Origin of the sequence: Roseibium sp. (assembly GCF_051016195.1) — a bacterium.
Lineage (GTDB): Bacteria > Pseudomonadota > Alphaproteobacteria > Rhizobiales > Stappiaceae > Roseibium.
In genome coordinates this window covers 2,486,704-2,501,086 of the sequence record NZ_CP134616.1, presented here as the reverse complement: position 1 = coordinate 2,501,086, position 14,383 = coordinate 2,486,704, and the positions used below count along the sequence as shown (strand labels likewise).

At 59.7% G+C, this 14,383-nt stretch carries 12 protein-coding genes; 5 read left to right on the top strand and 7 right to left on the bottom strand.

All coding sequences use genetic code 11. The annotated features are described in order from the left end of the window. The first annotated feature begins 26 nt into the window (after window positions 1–26). A complete protein-coding gene (locus tag RDA78_RS11590) occupies window positions 27–827 on the top strand; it encodes an inositol monophosphatase family protein (protein WP_434055461.1) in 801 nt (266 codons plus the stop codon). Between the two features lie 427 nt (window positions 828–1,254). Here the strand turns inward: RDA78_RS11590 and RDA78_RS11585 are convergent, their stop codons facing one another. The 4 genes from RDA78_RS11585 to RDA78_RS11570 form a co-directional block, all read right to left on the bottom strand. Next, a complete protein-coding gene (locus RDA78_RS11585; protein ID WP_434055460.1) occupies window positions 1,255–2,172 on the bottom strand; it encodes an alpha/beta fold hydrolase in 918 nt (305 codons plus the stop codon). Between the two features lie 85 nt (window positions 2,173–2,257). After that, complete coding sequence (locus tag RDA78_RS11580) at window positions 2,258–3,277, bottom strand: TRAP transporter substrate-binding protein (protein ID WP_434055459.1); 1,020 nt, start codon at window positions 3,275–3,277, stop codon at window positions 2,258–2,260. 17 nt (window positions 3,278–3,294) lie between these two features. Then, window positions 3,295–4,602, bottom strand: a complete 1,308-nt coding sequence (locus RDA78_RS11575; protein ID WP_434055458.1) for a TRAP transporter large permease — start codon at window positions 4,600–4,602, stop codon at window positions 3,295–3,297. Further along, on the bottom strand, window positions 4,599–5,114 hold the full coding sequence (locus RDA78_RS11570) for a TRAP transporter small permease subunit (protein WP_434055457.1): 516 nt from the start codon (window positions 5,112–5,114) through the stop codon (window positions 4,599–4,601). The genes RDA78_RS11575 and RDA78_RS11570 overlap by 4 nt, the downstream gene beginning before the upstream one ends. 73 nt (window positions 5,115–5,187) lie before the next feature. Here RDA78_RS11570 and RDA78_RS11565 point away from each other — a divergent pair, with 73 nt between their 5' ends. Further along, window positions 5,188–5,658: a MarR family winged helix-turn-helix transcriptional regulator gene (locus RDA78_RS11565; RefSeq protein WP_434055456.1), complete on the top strand. Its 471-nt coding sequence runs from the start codon at window positions 5,188–5,190 to the stop codon at window positions 5,656–5,658. 8 nt (window positions 5,659–5,666) lie between these two features. On the opposite strand, the gene RDA78_RS11560 is transcribed toward RDA78_RS11565, so the two are convergent. Next, on the bottom strand, window positions 5,667–6,443 hold the full coding sequence (locus RDA78_RS11560) for an SDR family NAD(P)-dependent oxidoreductase (RefSeq protein ID WP_434055455.1): 777 nt from the start codon (window positions 6,441–6,443) through the stop codon (window positions 5,667–5,669). A 107-nt stretch (window positions 6,444–6,550) separates the two neighbouring features. Between RDA78_RS11560 and RDA78_RS11555 the strand changes: the two genes are divergently transcribed. After that, window positions 6,551–7,108, top strand: a complete 558-nt coding sequence (locus RDA78_RS11555; RefSeq protein ID WP_434055454.1) for a TetR family transcriptional regulator — start codon at window positions 6,551–6,553, stop codon at window positions 7,106–7,108. A 25-nt stretch (window positions 7,109–7,133) separates the two neighbouring features. On the opposite strand, the gene RDA78_RS11550 is transcribed toward RDA78_RS11555, so the two are convergent. After that, complete coding sequence (locus RDA78_RS11550; protein WP_434055453.1) at window positions 7,134–9,809, bottom strand: DUF6493 family protein; 2,676 nt, start codon at window positions 9,807–9,809, stop codon at window positions 7,134–7,136. Next, complete coding sequence (locus RDA78_RS11545) at window positions 9,806–11,146, bottom strand: SWIM zinc finger family protein (protein WP_434055452.1); 1,341 nt, start codon at window positions 11,144–11,146, stop codon at window positions 9,806–9,808. Before RDA78_RS11545 ends, RDA78_RS11550 begins: the two co-directional genes overlap by 4 nt. Before the next feature lie 382 nt (window positions 11,147–11,528). Here RDA78_RS11545 and RDA78_RS11540 point away from each other — a divergent pair, with 382 nt between their 5' ends. Together RDA78_RS11540 and RDA78_RS11535 are read left to right on the top strand one after the other, a co-directional pair. Beyond that, window positions 11,529–13,190: an alpha/beta hydrolase gene (locus RDA78_RS11540; RefSeq protein WP_434055451.1), complete on the top strand. Its 1,662-nt coding sequence runs from the start codon at window positions 11,529–11,531 to the stop codon at window positions 13,188–13,190. Between the two features lie 201 nt (window positions 13,191–13,391). Continuing rightward, window positions 13,392–14,381, top strand: a complete 990-nt coding sequence (locus tag RDA78_RS11535; RefSeq protein WP_434055450.1) for a flagellar motor protein MotA — start codon at window positions 13,392–13,394, stop codon at window positions 14,379–14,381. Window positions 14,382–14,383 lie beyond the last annotated feature (2 nt).

Here is a 14,383-nt window from a genome sequence, read left to right as displayed (position 1 = left end):
CGCGGCCCAACAACAAGTGACAATCCATGGCCCGCACAGCAATCCTCAACGTGATGGTACAAGCCGCAATCAAGGCCGGACGCAGTCTGGTCCGTGACTTCGGCGAAGTCGAAAACCTCCAGGTGTCACGCAAGGGACCCGGGGATTTCGTGTCCGCCGCCGACCGCCGCGCGGAGGAGATCCTGCGGGGAGAGCTGACCAAGGCACGCCCGACTTATGGTCTCGTGATGGAAGAGAGCGGTATCGTGGAAGGCACCGACGGACAGCATCGCTGGCACATCGACCCTCTTGACGGCACCACGAATTTTCTCCACGGCATTCCGATCTTCTCGGTGTCGATTGCCCTGGAACGCGCAGGGGAGATTGTCGCCGGCGTCATCTTCAATCCGGTCATGGACGAGCTCTACACCGCGGAACGCGGACGCGGTGCTTTTCTCAACGACCGGCGCCTCAGGGTGGCCGGACGTACGGAACTGCCGGAAATGCTGATCGGCATGGGCCTTCCCTTCATCGGCAAGGGCGACCATGGCCGCGCCCTGCGTGAGCTGCGCCACGTCATGCCGGAGGTTTCCGGTGTCCGACGCGCCGGCGCAGCCTCGCTCGATCTCGCCTGGACCGCATCCGGACGGCTCGACGCCTATTGGGAACACAATCTGAATTCCTGGGACATCGCCGCCGGCATCCTCATGGTGCGCGAGGCAGGTGGATTCGTGAGTGACCTTCAGGGCAAGAACAAGATGCTGGAAACCGGCGACGTCCTGGTCGGCAACGAATATGCCCACCGTCTTCTGCTCCGCCTCCTGAAGCAGGCGGAAACCCCGGACTAGCGCGTGTTGCAGAGGCAGTCCGGCGGCTCTCGCTTTCAACCTTAGGTCAGATCGCACTTAGCGGGTATTGACCTGAAAAGCCGTGGCGCCATCCGCATGCACAACGCCCTTCGCCTTAGGGTACGGTCTCATAAATGAAGCCGATTTGGTTTGGATCGTTTTGACCAACTGCGAGAAGCGAAAGCGCAAGAAATGTCCCACATTTTCAAGCCTTTTGCAACGCCGAGGAGAAGCAACCCGGTCAAATCCGAAGGACATGGAAATGGCGTCACCCCGTGGCGTCAGCGTGCTTGACCGGGCAAAAAGCCCGCTCCGCACACCCTTCCTGACGGGATTTCGCCATTTCGCATGCCATTTCAGCCTCATTTAGGGGTCCATCCCCAGACTTCGTGGAGCGCTTTTATGCCTCCTAATGTATCAGAGCCCCTTAAGGCAAAGCTTCAAGGCAGGCTTTCAGGCAGTCTTCACTGCCATGGTCGAGCATCGGCATATGAGTGTGTCCGGAACGCACATCGTGACCAGATCGCAGCAGACGAGCCGCGCCGCCGAGTTTGGAAAGGTCTGACACCCAGTCGTTCCAAATTTGCTGTCGTTCCCGCCAATGTGGGTCAATGTCCAGGTGGTCGCCGGCGAAAATCACTGTTGGAACGGCTGCAGCGGTTTTTGGGTCGTTCAGCCGCGTCGACGGTTCGATCCCGACAAGGCCGGCGAACAGGTCGGGAACTTGGCGCATGGCGTCCATGGCAATCTCCCCACCCTGGCTGTGGCAGACGACAATGGCCGGACCAACGCGTTTGAGCACGGCAACCAGCGCCGCGACGTGGAGAGGTGTTGTCGTCAGCCAGCGCGGCACCAGCATGCGGCTGAACGTGTCGAAATGTTCCGTTGGAAATTGTCCGTCAGGAAATGGTGTGCGGGTCGCGAAGCCGTCTCTGGGACCGATCCTGAAGAGAGCCCAAGCCTCTTGCTGGGACCGGCCAATTGGATCCCCCTCCCAAATGTCGATGGCAAATCCGGACCGGCCGCGTTCGACATTGTCCAGCACGTGCGTCTCGTATCCGAGGCGAACCAGATGGTTCAGCCATCCGGGGCGCCCATCCGGTGTCGATTCCCATGTGCTTCCATGCATGCCGCCACCGTGAACCAGTACCACTGGAGGGGTGTCGTTGCGGTTTGCCGGCACAAAATACTGGACGTAGGCATGTTCAACCGGGAAGTGGCCCTTCGGATCGTAGACATAGCTTGCAGACCGGGTGAAGTTGATGCGCGACGGTTCACCCGTCGTCACCTCGTGAACGCGGCCTGCAACGGTATAGCTGCCGAAGTCCGACAGTGCGTAACTCAATTGTTTGGCTCCTCCGAATTCCGGGGTGCGTCCGTCAGCGCTGCCGGGCCCGGTCTCTGCGGCCGAACCCGGCTGCAGCATGACTTTAGTTCAGATCGGACAGGTTCTGGTACTCGTTGTAGTTCGCCGAATAGGCGCGGTAGCTGTCGATTACTTTCTTGAACGTCTCATCTTCCGCTGACTTTTCGGCGTAAACCTCGTCCGCCGCTACGCGCAAGGCATCCATGACGCTGTCTGGGAAACGCTTGACTTCGACACCGTTCGCTCTGAATTCCTCAAGAATGGGGCTTTGCGCACCTGCTGCGACACCCATTGCGTAGAGATTAGCATCTGCACAGGAGACCTCGATTGCCGTGCGCTGGGCGTCGGTCAGCCCGTCCCACTTGTCCTTGTTCATGTAGAATTCGATGAATCCGGCAGGTTGGTGCCAACCCGGGAAATAGTAGTTCTTGGCCACCTTGTCGAAACCGAGCAGCTTGTCGACCAGCGGAAAGCTGAGCTCGGTTGCATCCAGGCGTCCGGTTTCCAGCGAGGTTGAGATTTCTCCGGCGGGAAGCGACATGGCATTGGCGCCGAGTTTGGCCAGGATTGCTCCGCCAAGGCCGCCGATACGGATGTTCAGCCCCTGCAGATCCTCAGGACTTTCGATTGGTTTGGTATACCAACCACCAGCTTCGGAGAGGATCACGCCGCAAGCCATGGGAACCAGGTTATAGGGTTCGTAAATGTCCCGCCAAAGCTCGATCCCGCCACCATGATGCAGCCAGGAGATGTAGGACAGCGGGTCTCCGCCGAAGGGAACGGACCCGAACAGGGCTGCAGCGGGCTCCTTGCCGGAGGCATAGGCTGCGTATGACCAGGCCGCATCGATGGCACCGACACTGACATTGTCGAAGATCTCGAAAGGAGGCGAAAGCTCTCCTGCCAGCAGGTAGTCGAATTCCACTTCGCCGCCGGTCAGGGTTTTGACGTTACCGACAAAGCGCTCGGCTGCGGGGTTCAGAACCGGCAGAGCCCCAAAGGCGCTTTGTAGCGTGAAGGTTTCGGCTTGTGTACCTGATGCGGTGGCCGCAAACAGCGCGGCGGCAAACATCACTCGTTTCATGACTATTCCTCCCTTGGTTAAGTCAACCCGGTGATCAGTCCGGGAAACAGGATCAAAAGCGCCAGCACAAGAAGCTGCAGTGCAATGAAGGGGACGACGCCGCCATAGATCTCCGGCGTCGACAGACGGTCGCCGACTGCACCGCGCAGATAAAACAGCGAGAAGCCGAACGGTGGCGTCAGAAAAGATGTCTGCAGATTGACCGCGACCAGAATTCCGAACCAGATCAGCAACGCGTCGCCGGACAGACCGTTTCCGAAGTCGAGACCGGAAATCACGGGTGCGAAAATCGGCATGAGGATCAGTGTGATCTCAAGCCAATCCAGAACGAAGCCGAGCAGGAAAATTGAGATCATGACAACGGCGAGAACGATGTAGGGCCCGTCACCGAACGCCATGATGCCTGCCTCGACCAGATCATCCCCGCCAACCGCCTTGAAAACAGCCGAGAAGCAAGTCGCACCGATCATCAGGAAGAGTACGGTGGAGGTTGTGACGACCGTCTTGCGGGCCGCCTCCATCAGTGTGGCAAGGCTGAACCGGCCATATAGGGCCGTCATCAGCACCGCGCCGAAGGCACCCAGGCCGCTGGCCTCAGTTGGTGTGGCAATCCCCGCGATGATAGAGCCGAGAACAGCGATCACCAGTCCGATGAGCGGGCCGAGATCCAGCAGAATTTTTAGGGGAGCGGCGCGTTCGTATCCTGTGATCCTCGGAAGCCCTCGCGAGCGCCAGATCACGAAGGCCGCGTAGACCAGGACCAGCAGCAGACCCGGGCCGATCGCGCCGGCAAACATTGACGGGACAGGGGTTTGCAGCTGGTCACCGAGGATGATCAGCATCACCGACGGCGGGATCAGGATCGCGAGTGTACCGGATGCGGTTACCAGGCCTGCGGATGTCGGTTTATCGTAGCCGGCCTCCAACAGGCGCGGCAGTGCCAAAAGGGACAGAAGAACGACGGATGCACCTACTATCCCTGACGATGCGGCCAGCATCACACCGACCACCAGCACTGAAACGCCCATTCCGGCGGCACTGCCGCCGAGCGCCTTCTGGGCGGCGCGCAGCGAACGTTCAGCAACACCCGAGACTTCCAGGATCAGGCCCATGAAAATGAACATGGGGATAGCAACCAGAAGCCAGTTGGAGAGGACGTTAGCGTAGATACGGCTGGTCAGAAGATTGAAAAATGCGATGGGCAGATCGGAAATGAGAATGAACAGGGCCGCAGATCCGGCGAGTACCATGCCAACCCGATACCCCAGCAAGATTGCGCCGAGCGTGAGGCCAGCCATGGCCAGAGGCAGGATGGTCTCGCTCATCTTGCGGCCCTTATCAGCCGAATGGATTCGATCAGAACCGCAAGCGCCAGCAAAAGAAGCCCGAGCGGCAGAACCGACTTGATCAGCCAAAGATCATTGAGGCCGCCATTGCGCGAGGCTTCGCCCGAGTTCCAGGCGCGCAACATGAAATTGACAGCCGCCGGGATCATGAGGACGAAGAAGGGAGCGGCAAACAGGAGATTGCCGACAAGGTCAATACGTGCTTTCCAGCGGGAGGGCATCGGGTTGTAGAGAAAATCCACCCTGACATGCGTGCCCGTCAGCCAGACGATCCCAGCCGGCAGAAGCCCGATGATGACCAGAAGGTGCCACTGAAAGTCCAGCAGGGAATTCAAGGTCACAGCCTTGCCGAGGAAAGGCAGTGCCGCGGGAAATGAGGCCAGAGGATTAATATCCAGGGCGCTGCAGATGACCTGAAGGACGATCGCGCCCATCAGCACGACAACCCCGATAGCCAGCACCTTTAGGCTCGCTTCCTTGACGGCTTTCACTGTGTCCTCCCTTTAGCTCCAAATGGAACTATATATTTCCATCTGGAGCAATCTTTATTTTCCGATTATCGTAATGGCCATGAAACTCCTTGGCATTCTCGACGCGACAAAAATCCCGATCGGGTATCGGATCTCCTTTCTCACGAATTTCTGGCGAGAGCCGCTGTTGCGATGGATGGAGCGCGAGACCGGGCTCATCAGGCCCGAACTGACGGTGCTGATGTGCCTCAGTTTCCAGAAGGATCTGAACGCGCGCGATATTTGCGAGATCACGGAACAGCCTTCCAACACGGTCAGTCGTGCGGTGACGTCGCTGACGGAAAAGGGATTGATCTCGCGCGTGCCGGACCAGGTGGATACACGGCGGCGGGTTCTCAACATCACGCCGGAGGGGCAAGCTGTTCATGACCGTTTGCTGACGCGATTTTGCGAAGCGGAGAAGGTCATGCTTGAAACGCTGACCCCCGAAGAGGTCAACACGCTCGAAGCGCTTCTCGACAAGCTTGCCCGCGACGTTCCGCGATGGCGAGGGCTATCGGACTAGGCTTCCTGTCACTTTGTCTGCATGCCTGCGATCATTTTCAGGACCTGCCGGCGCGGCATGAGCGGCGTTATCCAGTTCAGCATGAGAGACAGCCGCGGTTCGTTGACGGCAATCAGGTCGCCTTTCATCATTGCATCATAACCGCACTTGGCAACGGAAGCCGGGGTCGCGCCCTTCTGCTTCGAAAGACCGGTGCCGTCCAGATCCGCCGTGGCGACGAACTCCGTGTTGACCAGTCCGGGACAAAGTGCGGTGGACGTAATCCCGTCCCTGCGCATTTCCTGATCGATCGCCTGACTGAAGGACGTCACGAAGGCTTTGGTTGCGAAATAGACCGCCTGATAGGGGCCGGGAATGAAGCTGGCCGTCGAGGAAACATGCAGCATGCGACCGCCGTTCCGGCTTTTCATGTCATTGCCGAAATGATGGCTGAGCGTGACCAGCGCTGAAATGTTCAGATCGATCATGGCCTGATCCCTGGCAAGGTCACGGTCAAGAAAGGCGCCATGCCCGCCAAACCCTGCATTGTTGATCAGGATGTCAACGTCGATGCCCTGCGCTTTCACCGCCTCGTAAAGCGCGGTTGCCTGCGCCGGCGACCCGACGTCTTGCGCAATCACCGTGACCTTTACGCCGCGAGCGCTTTCAAGCTCGCTCTTCAGGGCCTCCAGCGGATCCTGCCGTCTTGCAACGATAACAAGATCTCCGCCGCGTTTGGCGTGGTAACGCGCAAATTCCATCCCGATGCCGGAAGACGCTCCCGTAATCAATGCAGTTTTCGACATGACGTGCTCCTTAAAAAGTCAACAACTGTTGACGAGACAAATAAGGCAAGGAAAAAGAAAAGTCAACACTTGTTGACAAAAAAGCGTTTCCCCTCTAGTTGAGACCCATGAGCAAATCCGGTTCCACAAAGGAAAAACTCGTCGCCTCTGCCCGGGAGCTGTTCTGGACACGCGGTTATTCGAACGTCTCGGTCCGCGACATCACGGGCAGCGCCGGCGTGGACGCAGCACTTGTGTCCCGCTACTTCGGCGGCAAGCAGGGACTCTTCGAAGCGACCCTGGCCGAGATCCCGCCCTGGGACGCTCTGACGGCGGAACCGGGTGAGCTTCTGAAAAAGGCTGCCGAGAGCTTTGCGCACCCGTTTGATCCCGAGGCCGATGTCACGAACGTTTTCACGATGCTTCTCACCAACGTCATCGATCCGGAAATGGGCGGCATGATCCGCGAGTTGGTGCAGACGGAACTGGCCGACCCTTTGACCGGGAAGATCGACGGACCCGAAGCGCGAGAGCGTGCTGCCCTGCTGCTTGCCGTGCTGTTTGGTGTTGCGTTGATGCGAAAGAACTTCCGGCTCGAAGGTCTCGCCGACAAGTCTCCGGAACAGCTGCAGGCGGAGATCATCCGGCTCGGTCGTGTCGCGCTCGAAATCAGGGATCAGCGTTGATATTGAAGGGCGGGGTCCTCGCCGGTCATGCCGCCTTTTTTGCGAGCGCCAGCAGTTTCTTTGAGAATTTCGCGGTCTTTCCGCCACCGGGCAAGGACGCAAGACAGGCCAGCGTTTCCGGACGGTCGGGAGATGTTCCCGTATCGACATGAAGCTCGTAGTAGAGTTCCAGCATGCCCCCGAGATCCCGCGGACACAATTCGGGTTCGAAATCAAGGATCAGACCGATCGCTTGTCGGACATGAACCGCCGCACCGGACTCGGCCATGGACGCAAATCCCTTTGTCCAGCGGGCGGTCGGCAAGGCTCCGGAGAGCAGGAACGACTTTACGGCAGCTGCGAAATCGCTTGTCGCCAGGCGTCCGTTCAACAGGGACACTGCTGCAGCTTCTGCCGCAAGCAACGTCACTGACTTGTCCTCAACCGCCATGTAGTAGGCCAGAACACCAGCACCGAGCGGACTGACATCGGGACCCGGACGGAAAAACGGTTCGAGATAGGCGCGCGTATGATTGTCGGTGAGCTTCTGCCAGACATCCTGATGGAGAAGCGCATGCCTGAATAAGAGATCAGGCGCACTTGGCCGGCAGAGGGACGCCCAGGCAACATCTGAAAAAGTGCTGCCACAGTGACGAAGCATGTAGGGCGTTTTGCTGTCGTTTCGGGAAAGGAGCGACCGCCAACCGCCGTCTTCTCCATCAATCTCCGGCGTGATTGGAACCGCCACGTCCACCCAGTAGTAAGCGCCGCACTTGCTGTCCTTGCGAATGACATCAAGCGTCATCTTTGCCGGGACACCACACTCCGGAAAGGCTTTTCCGAAAAGAATGGCAATGCGGCTGTCGTCGCGGACCGGCCGGCGTGCACGCCACGCTGCCGCCCATAGTTCTGGCGTCGGCCCGACTTCCACTTCCCGGCCCATGGCATAAGCGAACGCCCGTTCAGCCTCCGAGCCCTGGGACAGGTTTTCGCTCCGAACCGGCGTTTCCGGATTGAGGCGCATGAGCGCAAGACAAAGGTCGTCCGCCCCTAGAGAACGTCCCTCAGCCGCATAGCATTGCAATCTTTCAGAAAGGTCTTCACCCGTAATCATGCCGCTGCTGTCGCTCGGCAGCGACAGCAGCGGGAGCGACGCACCGGTCAGAACCCGGTCGAGCATGTCGCTGTTTCGCGCAAGATGAAGAGACTGCAGTCTGTCGTCACTGGAATGGAACCCGCTGCTCGCTTCGCTCTCGTCTCCTGCCACCGCTTTGACTGACTTGCCTTCGCACAAGCCGCGCCCGGTCAGTGCAAGAACGGCCCGGACCCCGACATCACCCGGTCTCGCAAGGACCTGTCCCGCCCGTTTCTTCAACGGTGAAAGGGTGGTCTCGTTCCGTCGTAATTCGGCCCCGAACCGCGAAATTCCGTCGATGGCACGCTCGACGTCGAACGGGTCCCGTGGCGTTTCAAGCACCGAAAGATAAAGCGATAGTGCTTCATCCGGGGTTTCAACCGGCGACATCGCCACCGCTTTCATCGGCTCGGCAGATACGGCGTCCACTTCAGCGCTTGGCTGAGCGGCGCTTCCGGTCATCTCGGCGATCCGGCTGCGAAGGGACGGTACGACAAGATCGACGTAATCGGAGAGAATCGAGCGCACGTCGTTCACGTCGCCTCCGCCCAGCTTGTCGATGAGATCAAGCGCAGCTTTCTGAACGCTCGCATCTTCCGACACAAGCGCCTCCGTGACCGCTTTCACAGCCGCTGAGCGAACCCGTTCGTCGCGCGCGGCCGCCCGATCAACGAGCTTGAGTGCGGCAAGAACCGATCCCTTGGATCGCGACTGAAGGGCCGGTTCCAGGCCGGCAATCAGCTTCACACCGTCCAGCGGAGACGACTTGTCCGCAGCCTGAACGAACTTCAGCGCGAAGGAGACAGTCGGCGGAATGGAGGAGGAGAGAAGTCCGAGGTAGCGGTCGGCCCGCGCTTCAATTTCCGTTTTCGTTGGAGAAAGCGCTGCGTGAAAGCGGGAATACCAGCCGGCACGATACTGGCCGAAATCACGATCGAGGGCATCGAGCGAAGCGTCAAGGAGCTTCTGACGGTCAAGCTTGCCTTCCTCCGCATACCCGATCAGCCGGTCGGACCAGGTCGGCGTCCCCTGTTTGGCGAACTTGTCGTGATTGGCAAGACTGAACTCACCCCCGCCTTCGACTTCAAAGAAGCGCCAGACATCTCTGGAAAGAAGAACCTCTTCATCGACGCCCCACCGCTCGTGCCAGATCCCGTAATAGCCGAGAATGATGCCATCGCTTTCCGGTCTGCTGGCCAGTCCGTCCTGCCAGAGCGGGGCCGCGTTGCCGATGGCATGCGGGTTGTGGTCCACGAGATGGTCGACAAGACCCTGCGCGAAATCCAGGTTGAGCACCCTGAAGACATCCTGGATCGGCACCGATGCCGGCATGGGAACGAAGCCGAGTTTCTTCAGTTCCGAAAGCGTCGCCGTTGCGTAGAGCCCGACAATGACAGCATCGCGGTCGCGCGGTCTTGTGGATTTGTCGCCACGCTGCTCGAACCCGAACAGAACATGGTCTGAATAGAGCTTCGCGACAGCTTTTGCATGCGGACGCCTGTCGGCCTGCGGGATCGCGGCAAGGGCCTCAAGCGCGGAGCGCGCTTTCTTTTTCGTGATGATCGAAATCAGTTTTTCTTCGCTCACGCCGACCTCTCAAGATGCAGTTCAACCGCCAGGATATGCTTGCAAGGCCCTCGTTGGCGGCCATGCCTGGAAAACCACGGGCAGGTGCAGCGCCAGCCCTGTCCGTCCCGCTCAACCGTGTGAACCACGTCCCTGCTCGAAACCGCCGCTCCGGAAGCTGTCAGCTTGACCGCACCGTTGTCGCAAAGCTCTTGCGCTGCTTTCAGCCGCGGATTGAGGCCATCCAGCGGCGCAAGATCAAACGGGAGTACCCGGTGGAAATAGCCGTCCTGGCCGAGATCGAAACCGACAAGGCCTCTGGCGGCAAGGTCGGCAAGCGCGCCCTCGACCACGCACGGTTCCAGGCTGGTCGCCGCCGCCAGCGTTCCGACATCGATCCTGTCCTGCCAGTTGAGCTGCGCGCGGACGGCAGCAACCGTGTCGCCGGAAGACGACGCCATGCCCGACAAAGTACCGCCATCACCCGAAAAACCGCGCCAGGGTTCTGCGTTCAGCACCAGCCAGAAACGCTGATCGCCGAAATCAAGCGACCAGGCACTTGCACCGGTCGCCTCCGCGCTGAAGACATCCATGCCATTGGCGCGGCCAACCATCGCTTCCAGGATGCGCAGCCGGTGACTGCCGCGCAAAAAAACGGCGCCGTCGACCGGGCGCGACGACAGTCTGGCGACACCACCGCGCACGCTCACCCACTTGGAACTGTCGTCCTTTCCGCGCGGCAAGGCACGAAGGAAACGGTGTGCTGCAACACGCGGCAGGTGAAAGGCAGGCTTCATCTGCGCCTGGATTACCTGCACTTCGGCAAATCCCTTGATCCAGCGCAGAGGCAGCGGCACCTTCCTCTCAATGACGGTCTTGTCGTCACGCGTGATACCGACGGCATTTTCTTCAACGTCGAGATGGAACTCCGCATCCTTGCCGACATTCGCCAGCGCGCCACGAAGCTCAGCCCCGAAATCGACATTCGTGGTTCCGTTCCGGCTCAATGAAATCTCAAGCGCCTCCGGCCTCAGGTCCATCCGCGCATAGGCACTGCAGCATTCCGAGAAACCCTCGAAGCGAACCGCGCCGGGACTGACGGTCACCACCGGATCGGCCTCGCGCAGGATCTTTGCCAACATCGCAGGGGGAACGTAATAGCGTGCGGCAACCGTTTCGGAGACTGCGCGCAGCCCCTTGGCGGTGATGTCTGGACAAAGTGCCCGGGCACTCAAGAGTTTCCCGGAGTTCGACGGTGACGCCGCGCGGTCAGCGGCAAGGAAAAGCCGGGTTCTCTCCGCATTCGCCTGAAATCCGGAAGCCGTCGCGTATCGATAGGTCTTGTCGGTCGCGGGCAATAGAGGGAATCCCGTCAAACAAAAACAGTTCGCGGTCTTGTGGCGCATTTCAATTAAAACGGGATGAAAATAAATCCTAACAATTGTCACAATTTCCGATGCCGTTCGCGCAAACGACCCCTTTCGAAGGTCCTGGATCCCCGTTTGCGGCTCCGTATTTCTTCGAAGGCCCAGATCGGGCCTGCAGCCAAATGACTGCGCTCCTGGCCAAGACGGCCGAGATTTCTCTTAACTTTCAGATGGCTTTCGATAAGCTTGCCGGAACGGCGTTATTGCTGCAGTGCGCGAGCAAGCCAACGACACAAAGGTTGCCGTCGATCGGGCCGTTCTTCTGACACGGCAGGCGTTTCGGTGCGCAGCAACACTTGCGGGGAAGCGTTTGATGGGTTGGGTTCGCTCTCTTGTGACGGGATTGTCGGTTCCCTGCCTCATGCTCGGGCTTCTGTTCTTTGCGGCTTCGCTGACCCCGTCCCTGATACCGCGCGGTCCGCTGGTCCAGGGCATTCTCGGTGGTATCGTCATCGCGCTCGGGTACCTGCTCGGGAGGATCGTCGATTTGATCTGGCGGGCAGCGGATCTGCCCCGCCTGCGCGGCAAGGCCGCACTGACCGCCAATCTCGTGCTGGCCGCCGCCACACTTTTGTTCATTTTCTGGACCGCAACCTCCAGTCTGAAGTGGCAGAACGAACTGCGGGTGAAGATGGGCCTTGAACCCGCGGAAGCGCAGCACCTCGTCACCATCCTGATCAGCGCAACGCTTACCTTTGTCGTCGCTTATCTGATCGGGGCTCTTGTAGTTGCCCTGTTCCACTGGATCCGGTCGCGCTTCTATCGCTTCATGCCGGCACGGAGAGCCAACGTACTCGGTGTCGTGGCGGTGATCCTGATCCTGTTCGTGGTGACGCGCGACGGCATTCTCGATCGCGTCGTGACCGGGCTCGACGAGAGCTACGAGACGGCACAGCAGCTCTTCGATGCCGCCCCGCCGTCGCCGGACGATCCACGTCAGTCGGGATCTGCAGAATCGCTCATAGACTGGGCCGCGATGGGCAAGCCTGGCCGCGATTTCGTGCAGTCCGGACCGGACAGGGAAGCGATCTCCGCCTTCACCGGCAGGCCTGCCCTCGATCCGATCCGGGTCTATGTCGGCCGGGCCAACGGGGAAACACCTGAGGATCGGGCAAAGCTTGCACTTGAGGAACTCAAGCGCCTGAACGCGTTCGAACGCGACGTTCTGATCGTCACCAGCCCGACAGGAACCGGCTGGATGGACCCGGGCTCGCATGATCCGCTCGAATACATGCACAACGGCAATATCGCGACGGTCAGCGCCCAGTATTCCTATCTACAATCCCCTCTTGCCCTGATCCTGGAAACGCGCACCGGGCTCGACCAGGCAACCGCACTTCTGGAGGTCGTTCACGACCATTGGAAAACCTTGCCGAAGGACAGCCGCCCGAAACTTTACGCCCATGGGCTCAGTCTCGGTGCCTGGTCATCCATGTACGGCACAAACCTGTTCCGCATGGTTGGTGATCCGATCAACGGTGCATTCTGGGCGGGTCCCCCGTTTCCGTCCGATCTTTGGAACTACGTTCAAAACGCCCGCAATCCGGGTAGCCCGTGGGTCCTGCCGAAGATCGGAGACGGCTCGCTCGTGCGCTACGCGTCACACTACGCCGATGCGTCGGAAGCGCCGGCCGACTGGGGCGGAATGCGCATCGTCTTCCTGCAGTATTCAAGCGATCCGATTGTCTTCTATGATCCCCTCTCCCTCTGGCGGGCGCCACCCTGGATGAACGATCCGCCGGCCCCGGACGCGTCGGAACACCTGACCTTCATACCGGTCGTCACCCAGTTCCAGCTCGCGCTCGACATGGCGCTTGCGTTCGGCGCTCCACCGGGACACGGCCACGCCTACTACGCCCAGGATTACATCGAACCCTGGGTCCAGGTGACTGCTCCAGAAGGCTGGACCGATGCAGACACGGATCGGCTCAAGGCCCATTGCGACCTGGGATTCCAGAACGGCTGTTCCAACTGATCCTTCGCTGAGGCCTCTGCGCAAAGTTTCGATTCGAACATCGGTGGCCCTCCCCGGCAGGCGGCAGGTCCTCGCGCCGAAAGCGAGCTATTCCAAGCTTTCCAGACATTATTGCCCTTCGACCGCGATAAGAGGTTTCCAAGGTGTTAAAAATCACGCTATCAATTAGTTACCTTCGAAACAGGCGATTGATTGCGCAATATGGCCCGTGAATTTGATCCGTACAGTCTGTCCAGCCCGAGGGCATATCTGACCTTCATGATCATCTTCCTGGTGATCGTCGCTTTCATCGCCTTCATCCTGTTTCCGCAGATTTCCGTCGCCTTCATGAGCAATCCGGGCCTCAACGGGCTGATCGTGCTGGTGGGCGTGTTCGGCGTGTTGCTTCTGTTCGGCAGGGTCATCCGGCTGTTTCCGGAAATCTCCTGGGTGAACAGCTTCAGGATGGGCGATCCTGCGCTCGACACCCGTTCGCCTGTGCTGCTCGCACCAATGGCGGCTCTCCTCGGCAACAAGGCCGGAGACATGGCTCTGACGCCGACGACGGCGCGCTCGATCCTCGATTCCATCGGCATGCGCCTGGAGGAATCCCGTGAGATGTCGAGGTACCTGACGGGCCTGCTCGTCTTCCTTGGCCTGCTTGGCACCTTCTGGGGCCTGCTCCAGACCGTGAGTTCGGTTGGCGCCACCATCCAGTCGCTTGATGTCGGTTCGGGCGACGCCAACGTGATCTTCGAGGATCTCAAGGCCGGACTGGAAGCGCCTCTCTCCGGCATGGGCACCGCATTTTCATCCTCGCTCTTCGGCCTCACCGGCTCGCTCGTTCTGGGTTTTCTCGACCTGCAGGCTGGGCAGGCCCAGAACCGCTTCTACAACGAGTTGGAAGACTGGCTCTCGACCGTCACGGATATCGACCCGGAGGACGGTCTCTTCAATGCACCGGATGCACCGGGCGTCGAGCAGATACAGGCCTCGATTCAGTCGCTTCAGAAAAGCGTCGACGACGGTGGCGGCAAAAATGCCTCGCAAGCAATGGCCAATCTCGCCGAAGGCATCCAGGGACTGGTGAAGCATGTCCGGTCCGAGCAACAGATGATGCGGGACTGGGCGGAAGCGCAGGGCGAACAGCAAAAACGCATCGAAGGGCTGCTGACTTCTATCTCGGCAGCGTTCGATCGCGCGAAGGAGTAGCA

Bases quoted from the DNA above. Each gene is read 5' to 3' on its own strand.
- RDA78_RS11580 (WP_434055459.1), bottom strand. From the start codon at position 3,277: ATGAAACGAGTGATGTTTGCCGCCGCGCTGTTTGCGGCCACCGCATCA.
- RDA78_RS11540 (WP_434055451.1), top strand. From the start codon at position 11,529: ATGGGTTGGGTTCGCTCTCTTGTGACGGGATTGTCGGTTCCCTGCCTC.
- RDA78_RS11560 (WP_434055455.1), bottom strand. From the start codon at position 6,443: ATGTCGAAAACTGCATTGATTACGGGAGCGTCTTCCGGCATCGGGATG.
- RDA78_RS11575 (WP_434055458.1), bottom strand. From the start codon at position 4,602: ATGAGCGAGACCATCCTGCCTCTGGCCATGGCTGGCCTCACGCTCGGC.
- RDA78_RS11590 (WP_434055461.1), top strand. From the start codon at position 27: ATGGCCCGCACAGCAATCCTCAACGTGATGGTACAAGCCGCAATCAAG.
- RDA78_RS11565 (WP_434055456.1), top strand. From the start codon at position 5,188: ATGGCCATGAAACTCCTTGGCATTCTCGACGCGACAAAAATCCCGATC.
- RDA78_RS11555 (WP_434055454.1), top strand. From the start codon at position 6,551: ATGAGCAAATCCGGTTCCACAAAGGAAAAACTCGTCGCCTCTGCCCGG.
- RDA78_RS11535 (WP_434055450.1), top strand. From the start codon at position 13,392: ATGGCCCGTGAATTTGATCCGTACAGTCTGTCCAGCCCGAGGGCATAT.